The sequence below is a fragment of the Rossellomorea sp. y25 genome (genome assembly GCF_038049935.1).
Taxonomy (GTDB): Bacteria; Bacillota; Bacilli; order Bacillales; family Bacillaceae_B; genus Rossellomorea.
Genome location: NZ_CP145886.1, coordinates 409,906 through 425,957, shown reverse-complemented (window position 1 = coordinate 425,957; position 16,052 = coordinate 409,906). Strand labels below are relative to the sequence as shown.

Here is a 16,052-nt window from a genome sequence, read left to right as displayed (position 1 = left end):
ATTTTTACTACGCAGTACCATTTTAGGAGGGATTGATATGCAAGGTGAAATTAGGTTAATTCCATATTTCATGGACGAAATGATTGTTGATGCAAATGAAATTCCTAAAGGCGTTGATTTAATCCAAGCTCCTAGTATGTGGAAGAATGGGTACAAAGGAAAAGGAACGACAATCGCTGTCCTGGATACAGGCTGCGATATGAACCATCCTGATCTGGCAGGGAAAGTGAAGGGATTCCGCAATTTCACCGACGATGATAACGGTGCTGAAGATAACGTTACCGATTATAGCGGACACGGTACCCATGTGGCGGGTACGATTGCTGCAAGTGAAAATGGTAATGGGGTTATCGGTGTTGCGCCACTGGCCGATTTATTGGTCATTAAAGTACTTGCAGGCAGCCGTGGAAGTGGAAAATACGATTGGATCGTGAACGGCATTCTGTATGCAATCGAACAAAAGGTGGACATCATCTCCATGTCATTGGGAGGCCCCACTGACCACAAGCCTCTGCACGAAGCGATCCAAAAAGCGGTGGATGCAAATATATCAGTTGTTTGTGCAGCAGGTAACGAAGGTGACTCAAATAGCAGTACCGATGAGTTTTCTTTTCCTGCTTGTTACAATGAAGTGATTTCTGTAGGAGCCATCGACCTTCAAAGAAAATCTTCTTACTTTACGAATTCTAATAATGAAGTTGACTTAGTGGCACCTGGTGAACAAATTTTGTCTACCATTCCTGGTGAAAAGTATGCTAAGCTCAGCGGTACCTCCATGTCGGCTCCACACGTGTCCGGCGCATTAGCCCTCATCAAAGAATTGGAGCAAATATCTTTTGACCGTAAACTTTCAGAAACCGAAGTGTATGCACAACTCATTAAACGCACCGTTCCACTCGGATTCCCAAAAACATTGGAAGGAAATGGTCTATTGTTTTTAACAGCACCTGACTTACTGAGAGAGCATTTAAGAAATCAGCCGTTAGCTCAGATTGGGTGATGGACTTTAGACTGGTTGATTTTTGGCTCATTTCTGCCTGAATGAAAAGAACCCCCAGCATAAATGCATTTATGCTGGGGGTTCTTTTCATTCAGGCGACCTTTCAGCTTTGCTCAAAGGCGAGTGAAACGTACGTTTCACTCGAATGAGCCAAAAATCGTGCACTCACTCTTCTTATTACTATACTGAAAAAGAACAGCCATTACTGACTGTTCTTATTGTACTACACAGCTTTTCTACTATTGTAGTCTGCTCTCAACTTGCTGACACACTTCATCAGCACTTAATCCGCTTGCTTCAATAACAGATCCTTGGGTAGCCACGTTTTGAATACCCATTACATTGGAATCCATTCCTGTCACTACGCAGCAGTCACAGCCATTTGCATCTGATTCCTGCTTAAGTTCAACAACGTCATGCCCCTTTTCACGTAAGGCTTGTACAACGTTCTGCAGGGATTGTTCAACACCAATTCTTCTTGTCATGCCTTTACACCTCCTGGTTCTACATATAGGTTTTTCTTTCAGGGAAAAAGATATTCGTCATTTATTTTTTATTTACTTGTTTGCCACTTTTTTTCTGACTTTGACTTTTTGAATTCCCTACCTGGATATCAGATCCGAATTCCACGTCATTCTTGGCTTTTTGCTTAGCCAACTGTTCAGATGTTTGGTCCATACTCTTCTTTCCTTGTTTAGACATTCTCATCCCTCCTCTGACTTTTATAGAATTAGAATCCCCATTTCCAGGCAAAATATTTGAGGAGCATTCGATTCATTTCTGAATGTTTATTTTTTCTCTTGTCTGGGTAAATAGCCTATATAACAACACACAAAAGGGTGGTATTTTAATGGATGAAGCAAAATTAAAAGAGTTAATTGATGGACTAAATGAAGATTTAGCTAATGAGTATGCTGCAGTTATTCTTTATACAAACTACGCTGCTGTTGTGAGCGGTTTATATCGTCAAATACTAAAACCGTTCTTCGAAGAGGAAATTCCTGATGAGCAGGGACATGCTTTATACTTAGCTGAAAAAATTAAAACATTAGGCGGAGATCCTACAACAACTCCGGCTTCTGTTAAGCAAACAGATAATGTGAAGGAAATGTTAGAGGAAGGCCGTAAAGCCGAGGCTGATACAATCGAGCGTTATAAGAAGCGTAAAGAACAAGCAGAAGAATTGGGTCTCGTCGAGCTCAGCATCAAGCTTGACGATATGATTGCAGATGAAACCCATCATCTTGAAGAATTCGATCGCTTACTAAAAGATCCTTCTTTTAACTGATATACGAAAAAAGGCCGCTATATGAGCGGTCTTTTTTCATGTGATGATTTGATAATCCTTCCATTCTTCAAGCAGTAATGACTGATATTTCTGTGACAGATAGCGGTCGTCAATCAATCTGAGGACTCCCGTATCCACCTCTGAACGGATGAGTCTCCCTCCGGATTGAAATACTTTATTTAACCCCGGGTATACATAGGCATAGTCGAATCCATTCAACCCCCGTTCATTAAAATAGTCCTTAATGATTTCATGATCCCTGCTTGGCTGAGGCAGACCTACTCCTACAACAATTACACCCTTTAATCGATCTCCTCTCAGATCGATACCCTCTGAGAAAATCCCTCCCAATACGGCAAATCCAATAACCGGGCGGTCTCTGCCGCTTCGATACTCATTTAGAAATTCCTCTCTGTCCACTTCTTTCATATTAGGCTCCTGAATGATGAAATCTGCATTCATTGCATCCTGATTCATTTCCTCGAAGGCTTCCTGCATATAGGCGTAAGATGAAAAAAAGACTAGATAGTTTCCTTTTTTCTCATTGAACGCTTCTGTAATGGAACGTGTAATCGAGGAAAGGGTACGATCTCTATCCTTAAATCGAGTTGAAATCGGATGGATCCCCACCTGCCATTGTTCTCTTTCAAATGGGGAAGGAATCAGAAACCGATAATCGTCTTCACTTCCACCTAATTGCTGAAAATAATATGAAAAAGGGTGAAGGGTAGCTGAGAAAAAGATCGATGAGTGAAAAGACTTGGTTATATGTTTAATAAGCTTTGAAGGGTCTATGCAAAAGAGCTTCACCTCTATTTCATTAGAGCTTTTAGTAATCACAAAGCGGTGCTCGTCAGAAAAGAGGTTGGCAATCCTCACAAAGCTTAACGCATCAAAGTATAACTGAAGAAAGCCTTCAGACCAATCTCCATCTGCTTCTCCCAAGCATTTTTCTGATGCCTCAACAAAACTTTCCACCGCATCGACTAATTGTGCATCCAGTTCAATCCGCATGTCTCCTTCTTGTTCATTTTTCAAACGGAGAAATTGTTTGTTGACCGTTGTCAAGCTCTGCTTTAACGCAACTTGCTCAGGATACATTCTTTTAATTTCTAAAAAAGCGGATTTTTTCAGGGTTGCTGAATACATTTCCCGTCCCCGGCCAACAAGATTATGTGCTTCATCAATGAGAAGAGTGGTCTTTTTCTTACTTTCTTCGCTTATTCTTTTTAAAGAAACTTTAGGGTCGAAAATGTAGTTATAATCACAGATGACACCGTCTGCCAAATAGGAAAGGTCGATTGAATATTCGAATGGGCACACCTTGTGCTTCCTAGCATACGATTCAACAATTGGACGTGTGATGGTGGTTTCACAGGTCAATATATCAATGAGCGCCCCATTAATTCGATCATAATAGCCATTGGCAAATTCACAATACTCTTTCTGACAAATCGTTTCTTCTTTAAAGCAGATTTTGTCTTTTGCCGTAATCGTAACGGTACGCTGTGACAAACCTTCCCTTTCTAATAGGAGTAGCGCTTCTTCTGCCACCGTACGGGTAATCGTTTTTGCCGTGACATAAAACCATTTCCCGCTCATTGCTTTAATGGTCGGGAATAAGGTTGAAATGGTTTTTCCTGTCCCCGTCGGTGCATTCGCATACAGGGATTTGGATTCAGCGACCGTTTTATAGACAGCACCAGCGAGCTTTTTCTGGCCTTTTCGATACACAGGATACGGAAAGCTTAGGTCTGCAATGCTCTTTAATCGACTATCCTGGTTTGTCAGTAACATGGAAGCAAATGGACTATAGGCAGCCAGGGTCTCGTCAACGATATGCTCCAGCTCTTCAAGGGTGTACGTGCGGATGAATGACTTCGTTTTTTCCGATTCAACCTCTATATACGTGAGCTGTACGCTAATATGGGTGAGCTGCTTTTCTTTCGCCAATAAGTAAGCGTAGCATTCTCCTTGTGCCCAGTGGACACGGGATCCTTCTTCAATCTGGGACAGGGTTCTTGCCGTTGACTTAATTTCTTCGACAATGACTTCTTTATTTTTATAGTGGATTCCATCACACCGGCCTTCAAGTTGATAGAGAATATCCTCAGCCACTCTTTCTCCCTTCAGAAAGACTTCTTTCTCATCACCTTCTTTGTATTCTTTTTGCAGTTTTTGATGTAGCTTTGTTCCGATGGTCATGGAGGAGCGGGCTTGAAACCTGACATCTATGCTCCCTTCTTTATACACAAACTCAACTAATTCCCTGATTGAGATCTTGACGCTTTTCATCATGTGACGTTTCACCTCGGGCTTTCTCACATAAATTATCATTCTAACTTTTTTTCAGTGAACATATATATTAGACAAGCTTTTTTTGGAACGGAGGATTCTGGAATGAAGGCAAGATTCATCTTTTACTGTATAGGATTACTATCGCTATCATTAGGTGTGTCCCTGATTATTAAAGGAGATTTGGGAGCGGCTCCGTGGGATGCACTTGCCGTAGGGGAGTCTACCTTGTTCCACCTTTCGATCGGGACATGCATCTTCATCAATGGATGTATTCTCATCTGTATAAACGCATTGTTATTAAAAGAACCCATTCAATGGTTAGCTGCGCTCTCGATCTTTGTGATTGGAATGATGGTTGATTATTGGATTTCGGTTGGCCTTAAAACACTTGAACCGGTAGGGTTTATTCAACAGTTGTCTCTCGTACTGACTGGCATTTTGCTATTGGGTATCGGAATCTCCATTTACCTTCAAGCCAAGCTTCCTTCAAGTCCGATGGATACCTTCATGGTGGCCATTCATCGCAGGTTCGGTTTGAATTTACGCAATTCACGTTTATTAAACGAAGCAATTGCCATTACGCTTGCCATGGTGTTTCATGGCGCTGTTGGCATTGGAACAGTGATTGTCGCCTGTACATTAGGTTTTATCATTCATATCTTCTATCCTATCATGGAACGTATGTACGGGAAATGGAGATGAAAGATTTTATTTTCCCTTATTTCTTAATTAAATCAAAAAAACACTTAGATGATTTCCTAAGCGTTTTGATTGTTCATATGCGTGTTTGCAAGATGCGAATCAAATTTTGCAACCTTGTCTCTGTTCAAAGGAAGATTGATTGTAACGACCGTTCCCTTATTAACAATGCTAGAATAATGAATATGGCCACCCATGGCTTCAATAATCCTCAGGGACACTGAGGTTCCTAAGCCAGTACCGTGGTCTTTTGTTGTAAAGAATAGTGTTCCAAGTCTGGCGATTTGTTCTTTTGTCATCCCTTTTCCTGTGTCTTCTACCGTAATGACTGCTTGGGTATGGGTGACTTCTAAATTTACGGCTACGTTTCCTTGAGGGGGAGTGGCCTCAATGGCATTCTTAATGATGTTGACGAAAGCCTGCTTTAATTTATTCCGATCCGTTAATAGAAAACCATCCTCTTTCAGGGCAGCATCAAGGTATACACCATCTTTCAGGGCATATGCGTTTAGGAGAACCGTAACATCTGAGAGAACATCTTTCACATTTACTTTCTCTAACTTTTCGAATTCCGGCTTGGCAAAATTCAAGTAATCATTGATGATCTCTTCCGCCCTTCCTAACTCACTTAATACAATCTTCAAATACTCATCATGATCCCCTGTCGCCTGTTTCTTCATTAATTGAAGAAACCCCTTGACGACGGTTAGAGGGTTCCGAACTTCATGAGCAATCGAAGCAGCCAGCTCTCCCAATGTGTTGAGCTTTTCAGATTTCAAAATTTCTTCCCGCAGCAATCGTTTCTCGATCATCCACTCATTGAGCTGTGCTGCAACTCCAACCCCTAACACCTGAATCCCACCGAATATAAGAACATAGATGCCCATTTCTTTATTACCTGAAACAGGAACACCCGAAATGAGAGCGAAGGAAAGAAGAATCCCTAACATCACCAGGGCAGGCCAGAATCCAAGTAACACGGCAAAAGTCACCCGTTTCTTTGGAGGAAACGTCCAGAAGCGGTTTGAAATAAGAAAAGGCAGGGTTCCTGCTAAAAACGCACTGATAAAACCGAAAATGATGGCGTCCCCGCCGTTAATCACCCGAGCGGTTAAAATAAAGATGAGTACAATGACCCCTGCTTTTCGCCCTCCATATAACATCGAAAGAACCAGAGGAATGTAACGGAAATCCCAATACAACCCGAAGCTTTCATAAGCAAAGATCAAGCACATAAACGCGGCGATCCCGTGTAATACACCGATAAAAACAGGAGATTTCCCTAGCCTATGGTTTTCAAGGAGTGAGGTTTGAATAAGAACGGGAGCCAATATAATCAACACATGTAATAATAATTTCTCGATAATCATCGAATTGTCTCCCACTAAATAAAGTCATTACTTTACACATACGACAAATTTCTAGAAAATCCTCTTTCCTCCTACACAAAATTAAGAAAAAAGTAATGGCAAAGGGACGGACCTAAGACATTTCTGCCGAGGCCCGCCCCTATGCGATCTTCATTTACATGAATGGGATCTGGAGGTCCGTCCCTCAGTTCAGTTTCCCTTTGTAGGTTAGGTCAGTTGGTTTGATGTGGTTGTAGTTGCCTTGGAGTATTTTTTGGATGTCTTGGATGGTGTCTTGGATATGGACGGTTTGGCCTTTTGTCTTGGTGAATTCTTCTGCTACGTAGAATGGCTGACTCAAGTAGGCTTCCAATCGCTCTCCTATATGAAAAAGTTCGAGATCTGCTTCAGGTATTTTATCTTTACCAATCGTATTCATGAGGACGCGTATTTCTTTGTAACGCCTTAGTAGTTTCTTTGCTTTCTTGTGAATAGCCGTGTGGCTTGCGTCCAGGGCATCGTCTTCTATTAATATCGATGTAGATTGTACGGGATGTATGGCTGGATAAATGCCCCTGGTAGCCAGATCTATGTCGAAGTAACATAAGGTGTCGAGTGGACCGAACGGATCATCTTCATCGACCGCTTCTCCACTTGGGTCAAACAAAATCGTGGTGATTTCAGGGTAGTTCTCTGCTTCGAATCGTTCTCTTAATTCATATAAGTCCCCTGACACGATAAAAGAACGATCAATATATAGAAGGATGCTCTCTTTGTCCTCAACAAGGGCTACTTCTGCAAAGACATCGTCTATCGTGTGGCATTTCGAATCGACGAATCCTTCAAGATCACTCAACCCGGGAAACGATTTACTTGATGTCAATAAAATCGATTGGTAGCCTTTGTCTTTCAGTACTTTCGTTAATTCTGCCAGTACAACAAATTGACCAACTTGTGATCTGGCCACAAATCCATTCGTACCACCTTGAACAATGGGAGCAAACAAATCAAGTGGTTTAATCCCCGTTTCAATCATACTTAATTTCCCTCCTTGAATAATTAATTCGTCCAGCGTGCAGTTGGCTAAATTCGCTAACGTTACCATCGTTTTCACCTCGGCGCGACCTACAGAAATTTTTCCGGTACACAAGTTCGATACCGTCGCAGCCCTTAGCCCTACCGTTTTGGCAGCTGACGTTAAATTGGGTACACGGCTCCTAAGCAACGATACATTCAACCTTAAATTCTCTTTCATGGTAAATATCCCCTCCTTACTTTAAAGAGTAATCTATTTTACTTCTAAAAGCAATAGTTATTTATCATTCAAACGTAATTTTTTTACTCTTAAAGGTAAATTATATTTCATAAGGCTTTTTTAGAAGGCTGCTTTCGTACACATTGCAGCTATTTTCACAGAAAAAGCAGTCGTTTATTTCCGCTACAGGACGCTCGAACAAATTACCCTAATTTATTGTCCTAAATAAACCAGGTCGTACTTATAATAGAAAATAAGAATCTTCCCGAAAAAAGGATGACAGTTTATGAAAAATACGAATCCCGAAGTCTTAAAACCTTCTAAAAAACAGCGTCAAATCGTCATAACGATGGTCGCTGCTTTCCTTATGATATTTTCTACTTTCGTCTACTGGCTCCCCGTTAATAAAGTGAATCCACCACCATTCCTGCAAAAAGAAAATGGGGAGCCCCTTGTCATCGCTCACCAAGGCGGAAAACTTCTTGCACCCGGTAACACAATCGAAGCATTTCAGACTGCCGTTGATTTAGGAGTGGACGTCATCGAAACGGATATACATATTACGAAAGACGGCCATTTGGTAACGATTCATGATCCAACCGTTGATGCCACAACGGACGGCAGTGGATTTGTTAAAGATTACACGCTGAAGGAGCTTCAGCGACTTGATGCTGCTTACACCTTTCAAGATCTGAATGGTGAATACTCATTCCGCGGAAAGAATGTATACGTTCCTACTCTTGAGGAAGTGTTTCAACGGTTCCCAAACATGAGGGTTAACATTGAAATTAAAGACGACAATCCTGATAAAAGGATGGAGGAAATCGTACAGAAATTATTGAAGCTCATCCAGGAATATGATATGGAAGAAAATGTTCTCATCGCTTCATTCGATCAGAACATTATTAATCTATTTGAATCATACTCAAAAGGTAGAGTGGCCACTCAAGGAGGGAAACAAGAAGCGAAAAAATTCGTCCTCCTTCATACTTTTTTTCTGAGAAACCTTTACAACCCCACTGTCGATGCCTTCCAGCTTCCCCTTCAAGAAAGGAATATTGACTTAACCCGGCCCACATTGATCGAGGGAGCCCATCGTAAAGGCATTCACATTCATTATTGGACGATTAATGACAAAGAAACCATGGAAATGCTCGTAATAAGGGGAGCAGACGGTATAATCACAGATCGCCCTGATTTATTAATGGAAGTACTAAATAGGAGGTGAAAATCCCCTGTAAAAAATAGTCATTTCCCTCTATCATTCAGAAAGCGCATAAAGATTAACCCCCATAAATCAACAAAATAATTACAATTATATTTGTAATAATCATACTATTTACCTATATAGAAAAAAGTCAAACTCTGTTAGGCTTAAATTAAGTCAAATGACGAAAGAAGAATTAATATGACAGTAAATGTATTTTTAGACGATTATCGCCACTGTCCTCAAGGGTACATTCTCGCGAAAGACATCGATGAATGTATTGACCTGCTCCTGAATTTTTCTATCGCTCATCTTTCATTGGATCATGACTTAGAAAGCAAGACCCGTAATGGATTAATGCTCGTACACTATATGGTTGAAAAGCAGCTATTTGCAGAACGGATCACGATTCATTCCGCCAACTCTGTAGCAGGCAAACAAATGTTCAAGTATTTAAAAGAGGCTCAGAGTGAACACAAGATGCCTAAATCAATCAAGATTATTTTACGACCTTTACCTCTAAGATGAGTTATCATATAAAAAAGGACTGTTCCGGGAACAGTTCTTTTTTTGTCCATTTATTTCAATTGGGTTTTTCTTACTTTATAATGAAGGCGACAGCCATTTATAAAAGAGGGTTAAATTATGGAGTTTCTCAAAAAAATTCAATTTGTCGGAGGTAGAATTGCCAAGACCGGTATTGCCGTTTTTTTAACGGCTCTTGTGTGTGAGCTTTTAGATTGGCCAGCGACTTTTGCCGTCATTACAGCCATAGTCACCATCGAGCCCACAGCCGCCAATTCAATCAAGAAAGCATTCATTCGTTTTCCCGCTTCAGCTATAGGAGCACTATTTGCGGTGATCATTGCTTCCACATTCGGGGATCACCCCATTACATATGCACTGGTGGCACTGCTCACAATCATCACCTGCCACAAACTTCATTTAGGGGCAGGCATTCTGGTCGCAACATTAACAGGGATTGCCATGATCCCCACCATACACGATCACTATGTAGCTACCTTTTTCATTCGACTGGGCACGACCACGATCGGGCTGATTGTGTCTACATTAGTGAACTTGTGGATCCTTCCACCAAAATACTCGAAAACGATCACGACCAAGATTCATAATCTCTATTTCAAAACGGGCAATTTATTAGAAAAAAGAGGATCTGAAGTTCTACAGAATCACTCTCTTCACCGGGATACAAAAATGATCTTCAACGATATTTTAAGAGACATAGAATCGACGGACACCCTTTGCGAATATCAAAAGGAAGAATGGAAGCTTCACCGCTCCAGTCGTGAGGAATTGCGTTATTTCCATTATGAGTACAAAAAACTTAACCTTTTAAGGCAGATCCTTTTTCATATTGGGAACTTAATTTACTTACCGGTTCAGTATTCATTCAGTGAGGAAGAGAAAGATCGCATCTTACATGCCACCCAATCGTTAAAAAGCATCATGCATCATCCGTCGTTTCACATACCTGAACAACATTTCACTCTCATGAAAGATCTCCTGGAGGAATTCTGGGAAGATCAAGAGGGGCTTCATACGAAACCTTTTCAGTCCATGAAGCATCATTTTTCCTGTGAAACGGTCATGCTATACGAACTACTATCCATTCATGACCTGATAGAGGAGCTTAGTGAAATACATGTGTTAGAAGCTCAGCATCAAACTGTACTGGAGAAAACGTTACACCCATAGACACTCATAAAGGTATAGACAAATACTGTCTATACCTTTTCTATTGAAATCTTATTTTAATGCGTTATTCGCTAACATTCCAATCACCATATCATCCATGGGCGGATTGTGAAGGCCTGCCCTCACATCACGATAATAACGCTGCATCGGGTTCGAGAGGAACAGACTTTTTGCTCCAACGATCCTCATGGCGATGTCCACAATGTGAAAGGCGCTGTTCGTCACAACATGTTTTACAGAAGCAAGCTCTAAAGCCATATCTTTCCGTTTTTGAGGCTCCATCACCCACTTGTCAGCTACTGAATAGAGAATTTGCCTGGCCTTAAATAGTTCTAATTCTATTTCACCAATTTTCCGTTGAACTTCAGGTACATCCTTGATCGGTCCCGGTAAACTGTTTGGTGAATAGTCCTTCGCAAATTGGATGGCATAGTTGCGTGCTGCAATCGCAACTCCTATATAGCAAGCCGGAATGTGCAGGAGCCATGCTTTAGGAAGATCATTCTTCCCTCTTGGATTTGCACGATCACGTTCTACCAGGGCAGAAGATGGAAGAAGGACATCTGTTAGGACGAGATCATCACTGCCCGTTCCCTTCATGGAAATCGTGTCCCATGTTTCTTCCAAACTTACTCCTTCCAGATCATGATTCACCAAGAAGAATCCTTTTTCTTGGGTGTCACCGATTGTTGCCGATACTAAAGAATAATCCAGAATTCTCGCCATAGAAGTAAAAGATTTCCTGCCGCTTACTTTCCATCCTTCTTCCGTTTTCACTGCTTTGGTTTCGGGAAGTCCTCCACGAGTGGGGCTCCCCGTTGCCGGTTCAGATGCTGCCCGGTTAATAAGAGCATTGTTCACTATAATCTCCTCACAAAGCTCCTTAAACACCCCTTCATCCCACGTCCGGGTTTCCGTCAGTTCCATCAATCCTCCGAGATGCCAGCCAATGGACAAAGCCGTTGCTGCGTCCCCTGTAGCAAGCCTTTCTTGAATCATCACCAGCTCATATAAGCTGATTTCTTCTCCGCCGTACTCTTTAGGAAGAGATAAAGTTCCATATCCCTTTTTCTTCAGGTCATTGAAATTTTCATAAGGAAAGGCATCTTCACGGTCATACGCTTCCCCTCGTTCATCAAACGCATCAGCCAGCCCACCAGCTAAATCAACCAGCTTTCTTTGACGGTCATTCTGTATATACGGTTCATATAAGTCCAATGAAATAGCACCTCCTGATAAAAGTCACGCGTTTACTTCTTCTAATTATCATAATCAATTTAGACGTCTAACTCAAAGATATTGTCTACTAATCTGATGGGAATACATTTTACTATTATCCGTATAATTCTATTTTCATTAAACCAATCTATGAGTAAGGTATCTCGTCATCCTTTAGGAGGAGTCACCGTGGTTCATAAAAGAAATGAACTGTACATACTTTTTTCTGATGCTCGTTTCTTGGGTATTCCTCTTACTAGCAGGAAAAGAGAGCTTAAAAAAATATTTACCTGCCTCTATATTTATGTCATTACTCGTTTATTCAGAAAATGTTTTTGCAGAAAGGGTGAAATGGTGGACCATCACCACCACACCAGGCTTTTCCCGAAAGTGAATGGTATTATGCCTTTTGTGATTGGGGTATTTTTGAGCGGTTCTGTTTGGATCCTCAAATTCACCTATAAAAATTTTTATCTTTATGTGCTTGTTAATTTTCTGGTCGATATGTTCTTTACATACCCATTTTACTCCTTATTCAAAAATCTTGGTGTATGGAACCTGATCCGTTTAAAGCAATACCAGTTAACTGTCCTGTTTTCCATTAAAGCATTGCTTATGTATGTATTTCAGAAATATGTCGGAGAACGGCTTTATTCTAAGATTGAGAGTCCTGTTTCAAAATAATGTGACTGTTTTATGAAAGGCTGTTTCCGTAAACGTTGTTGCTGTAAAAGGTAAGTGCTGGTTGATTTTCGCTACAGGTGCTCGTTTTCGCGAAAAGAACAATAAAAAAAACCTGTTGCCCATACAGGCATCAGGTTTTTTTGGTAGGTTAAGATGCATTTTCTTTATCTTCTACTTTATACTCTTGCTCCCAGAACTCTGCATTCTTGATACCGAGCTTTGTAGAGTTGAAGACTGGGTCAAGACCTTGCTTCTTCTGTTCTTCATAATCCTTGAGTGCTTTTAAAGCAGGTTTGGCCAGGATAAGGATGGCGATTAAGTTCAGCCATACCATGATTCCAAGACCAATATCACCCAACGCCCATGCTAAAGCGGCTTCTCTCACTGCTCCGTAGAATGTAGCAGCAAGCAGAACAAACTTTAAGATGGTCATCGCGACTTTTGAATTCTTACCTCTCAATAGGTAGGCAACATTCGTTTCCGCCATGTAGTAGTAAGCCATAATAGTTGTAAAAGCAAAGAAGAATAATGCAATCGCGACGAATGATGCTCCGAATCCAGGGATGACTGATTCAATCGCTGCCTGTGTATAACCAGGCCCCGCTTCGATGCCTTCTAAATTGTTCGCAAGCATGGTTCCATCAGGTGCTTCTGTGTTGAAGGATCCAGTAAACAAGATCATGAATGCTGTTGCCGAACAAACCAGAAGAGTATCGATGTAAACGGAGAACGCTTGAACCAGACCTTGTTTAGCAGGGTGGGACACTTCAGCTGCCGCTGCAGCATGCGGTCCTGTACCTTGACCTGCTTCGTTGGAATAGATTCCACGTTTCACTCCCCAAGACACAGCCATCCCGATGATTCCACCGAATGCTGAATCAAAGCCGAATGCACTCTTGAAGATAAGAGCAAAAACTGCCGGGATTTCAGTGATATTCATTCCTACAATGATAAGAGATAGAAGAATATAGGCAATCGCCATAAATGGGACTACGTAAGAAGCTACTCCAGCGATCCGTTTGACCCCACCGAAAATGATGACCCCGATTAACACGACAAGACCAATACCCGTTACCGTTGTGCTAAGACCGAATGCATTTTCAAGACCTAATGCGATGGAGTTTGATTGAATTCCAGGCATTAAAATACTCATTGCAAGCAATGTAGCAAGTGAGAATAGCACGGCATACCATTTCCAGCCGATCCCTTTTTCAATGTAATAGGCTGGCCCTCCACGGTATTCCCCATCCTGCTTCACTTTGTAAATTTGAGCAAGTGTGGACTCAATGAAGGCACTGCTTGCGCCGATGAATGCAATCGTCCACATCCAGAATACCGCCCCTGGACCACCGAAAGCGATGGCCGTTGCAGTACCGGCGATGTTCCCTGTCCCGACACGTCCTGATAACGACAGCGCCAAGGCCTGGAATGAAGACACACCTGCTTTGGAGCTACCACCCTTAAACATTTGAACCACCATATCTTTAATCAACCGGACTTGTAAAAACTTCGTTAAAATAGAAAATAATAATCCCACACCCAAACAGAAGTAAATCATGACCGGAGACCAAAGTATTCCTACCAACTTGCCAACTAATTCTTCCACGGCATTTCCCCCTTTTCTTTTTAAAAATAATCTAACTATTAAGAATTATATTTTATTTGACACAAATTAGACAATCTTTTTTTGTGACGAAATTTTCTTAAACGTGGAAAAACCCTTATATGTCAAGACTCTATACTCATAAAAAAATATTTGGGCAATCTAAAAAAGGGGTGATAATATGTCGAAACGAAAACTTCTTGTACCTGAATCCCGAGCTGCAATGGATCAATTAAAAGCCAAAGTTTCCGGTACGCAAGATCCCAAAGAAGCGAAATATGAAATTGCCAGAGAGCAAGGCATTCCTCTTCAAAGAGGATATAACGGAAAATTAACATCGGAGCAAGCAGGAAAAGTTGGCGGAAGGATTGGCGGTAACATGGTGAAGGAACTTGTGAGAATGGCTCAGGAGAATTTAAACAAGAATTAGCGTAAAGGAGGCTGACACTCCATAGATGTCAGCCTCCTTTATTATGACTTCTTCCCAGTATTTCTTTCAACTTATCCAGGTCTTTGTATATTTCTTTTTCTAAAGAGCGATTGTAGAAAATCGATGCAGGATGAAAGGTTGGAAAGATTGAGTAGCTTTCTTCACTCATGATCCACTCATTTGACTGAAGATCTTTCAACCTTCTGACTTTCGATTCAATTAACTGGCCGTGCGCTTGAGAAATGGTATAGCGTTTCCCCAGCAGCCTCTGTAACCCGATATTCCCCAATGTCACAAGCTGTTTTGGCTTAATATGCTGCAGCTCATAATCCAGAATGGGTGCATGTGCCAGCTGTTCCTTCAGATTCGGGGCCCTATTGTACTTCTTCTCTATGATCTCATCCCCTACTTTCTTAGGGACAACTTTATAAGGTCTGCTTCTGACCGACGAGGTAAAATATATATCTTCCCGTGGAACCTCTATATAACGAAAGAACTCATCCAGGACTTTTCCTGCCCGTCCGCTAAATGGCATTCCATTATGAATCTCGGTTTCACCCGGGGCTTCCCCGACAATCATGATCGTCGGCTTCACTGGGCCGCGTCCGTATACAAACCCCTCACAGGGATAGGGCTCCATCCTTTTCTTACAGATATCGACTAATTCTTCCGGTATCACGCTCATCATCCTTAGTTTCATTGTTATTTCCGTTATTCCCGGACAGCACCCCAATTACACATTCCCATGTTTATTTCACCTTAAGAAAAGGAATAGTATGGATATAAATGAACCATTAAAGGAGATGGATTGAGTGTCACAAGCTGAACTGAAACAACAAATCTTAAAAGTGCTCGATGAAAGCAAAGTAGGGACACTGGCAACGGTTAAAAATAATAAGCCTCATTCCCGTTATATGACGTTTTCTCATGATGACCTGACTCTGTATACGCCAACAAGCAAGGAAACACATAAGACAGATGAAATTGAGGACAATCCTAATGTACATATCCTTCTTGGTTACGAAGGAGAGGGGTATGGGGATACTTTCGTGGAAATCGAAGGTCGTGCCTCCATTGAAGAGTCCACTCATTATAAGGAAAAACTTTGGAATGACCATATGAAAAGATGGTTTGAAGGTCCGGACGACCCGAATTACATCGTCTTAAAAATTCAACCCACCGCCATCCGCTTAATGAATGACGATGAGGATTCGCCGCAGTCGCTTGAATTATAATCGAAATTCCCTTGACACGTTTTAATATTGATGTTATATTTATTTATTGTAACCTTGTAACATACATTGA

The 16,052-nt window shown here is 41.3% G+C and carries 16 protein-coding genes; 8 read left to right on the top strand and 8 right to left on the bottom strand.

From position 1 onward, the window contains the following. The first annotated feature begins 37 nt into the window (after positions 1–37). Positions 38–1,000: a S8 family peptidase gene (locus AAEM60_RS02225; RefSeq protein WP_299741388.1), complete on the top strand. Its 963-nt coding sequence runs from the start codon at positions 38–40 to the stop codon at positions 998–1,000. A gap of 239 nt (positions 1,001–1,239) precedes the next feature. Here AAEM60_RS02225 and AAEM60_RS02220 read toward each other — a convergent pair whose 3' ends face one another. Continuing rightward, positions 1,240–1,485, bottom strand: a complete 246-nt coding sequence (locus tag AAEM60_RS02220; protein ID WP_044339096.1) for a YkuS family protein — start codon at positions 1,483–1,485, stop codon at positions 1,240–1,242. A 61-nt stretch (positions 1,486–1,546) separates the two neighbouring features. After that, positions 1,547–1,702, bottom strand: a complete 156-nt coding sequence (locus tag AAEM60_RS02215) for a hypothetical protein (RefSeq protein WP_172655736.1) — start codon at positions 1,700–1,702, stop codon at positions 1,547–1,549. 148 nt (positions 1,703–1,850) lie between these two features. On the opposite strand from AAEM60_RS02215, the gene AAEM60_RS02210 reads away from it, so the two are divergent. Then, positions 1,851–2,288, top strand: coding sequence for a ferritin-like domain-containing protein (locus AAEM60_RS02210; protein ID WP_299741387.1), 438 nt, complete (start codon positions 1,851–1,853; stop codon positions 2,286–2,288). Between the two features lie 36 nt (positions 2,289–2,324). Here the strand turns inward: AAEM60_RS02210 and AAEM60_RS02205 are convergent, their stop codons facing one another. Next, positions 2,325–4,586 (bottom strand): ATP-dependent DNA helicase, encoded by a 2,262-nt coding sequence (locus AAEM60_RS02205; protein WP_299741386.1) that lies wholly within the window; start codon positions 4,584–4,586, stop codon positions 2,325–2,327. 102 nt (positions 4,587–4,688) lie between these two features. Between AAEM60_RS02205 and AAEM60_RS02200 the strand changes: the two genes are divergently transcribed. Beyond that, positions 4,689–5,288, top strand: coding sequence for a hypothetical protein (locus AAEM60_RS02200; RefSeq protein ID WP_299741385.1), 600 nt, complete (start codon positions 4,689–4,691; stop codon positions 5,286–5,288). A 56-nt stretch (positions 5,289–5,344) separates the two neighbouring features. Here the strand turns inward: AAEM60_RS02200 and AAEM60_RS02195 are convergent, their stop codons facing one another. Beyond that, the gene (locus AAEM60_RS02195; protein ID WP_341357298.1) at positions 5,345–6,655 is read right to left on the bottom strand and encodes an ATP-binding protein; all 1,311 of its coding nucleotides are present in this window, start codon (positions 6,653–6,655) and stop codon (positions 5,345–5,347) included. 184 nt (positions 6,656–6,839) lie between these two features. After that, a complete protein-coding gene (locus tag AAEM60_RS02190; protein WP_341357297.1) occupies positions 6,840–7,889 on the bottom strand; it encodes a hypothetical protein in 1,050 nt (349 codons plus the stop codon). A gap of 286 nt (positions 7,890–8,175) precedes the next feature. On the opposite strand from AAEM60_RS02190, the gene AAEM60_RS02185 reads away from it, so the two are divergent. The 3 genes from AAEM60_RS02185 (at position 8,176) to AAEM60_RS02175 (ending at position 10,812) form a co-directional block, all read left to right on the top strand. After that, positions 8,176–9,117, top strand: a complete 942-nt coding sequence (locus AAEM60_RS02185; protein ID WP_299741382.1) for a glycerophosphodiester phosphodiesterase — start codon at positions 8,176–8,178, stop codon at positions 9,115–9,117. Positions 9,118–9,297: 180 nt separating this feature from the next. Next, on the top strand, positions 9,298–9,624 hold the full coding sequence (locus AAEM60_RS02180) for a cyclic-phosphate processing receiver domain-containing protein (RefSeq protein WP_341357296.1): 327 nt from the start codon (positions 9,298–9,300) through the stop codon (positions 9,622–9,624). A gap of 117 nt (positions 9,625–9,741) precedes the next feature. Then, complete coding sequence (locus tag AAEM60_RS02175; protein WP_341357295.1) at positions 9,742–10,812, top strand: aromatic acid exporter family protein; 1,071 nt, start codon at positions 9,742–9,744, stop codon at positions 10,810–10,812. 51 nt (positions 10,813–10,863) lie between these two features. Here AAEM60_RS02175 and AAEM60_RS02170 read toward each other — a convergent pair whose 3' ends face one another. Both AAEM60_RS02170 and AAEM60_RS02165 read right to left on the bottom strand, forming a co-directional pair. Continuing rightward, positions 10,864–12,030 carry an acyl-CoA dehydrogenase family protein gene (locus AAEM60_RS02170; RefSeq protein ID WP_341357294.1) on the bottom strand — a complete coding sequence of 389 codons (1,167 nt, stop codon included), beginning with the start codon at positions 12,028–12,030 and terminating at the stop codon, positions 10,864–10,866. A gap of 832 nt (positions 12,031–12,862) precedes the next feature. Beyond that, positions 12,863–14,272, bottom strand: a complete 1,410-nt coding sequence (locus tag AAEM60_RS02165; RefSeq protein WP_299742618.1) for an alanine/glycine:cation symporter family protein — start codon at positions 14,270–14,272, stop codon at positions 12,863–12,865. A 226-nt stretch (positions 14,273–14,498) separates the two neighbouring features. Here AAEM60_RS02165 and AAEM60_RS02160 point away from each other — a divergent pair, with 226 nt between their 5' ends. Then, a complete protein-coding gene (locus AAEM60_RS02160; RefSeq protein ID WP_299741379.1) occupies positions 14,499–14,747 on the top strand; it encodes an alpha/beta-type small acid-soluble spore protein in 249 nt (82 codons plus the stop codon). A gap of 28 nt (positions 14,748–14,775) precedes the next feature. Here AAEM60_RS02160 and AAEM60_RS02155 read toward each other — a convergent pair whose 3' ends face one another. Beyond that, positions 14,776–15,432, bottom strand: a complete 657-nt coding sequence (locus AAEM60_RS02155) for a uracil-DNA glycosylase (protein WP_299742615.1) — start codon at positions 15,430–15,432, stop codon at positions 14,776–14,778. 127 nt (positions 15,433–15,559) lie between these two features. On the opposite strand from AAEM60_RS02155, the gene AAEM60_RS02150 reads away from it, so the two are divergent. Then, positions 15,560–15,982: a pyridoxamine 5'-phosphate oxidase family protein gene (locus AAEM60_RS02150; protein WP_341357293.1), complete on the top strand. Its 423-nt coding sequence runs from the start codon at positions 15,560–15,562 to the stop codon at positions 15,980–15,982. Positions 15,983–16,052 lie beyond the last annotated feature (70 nt).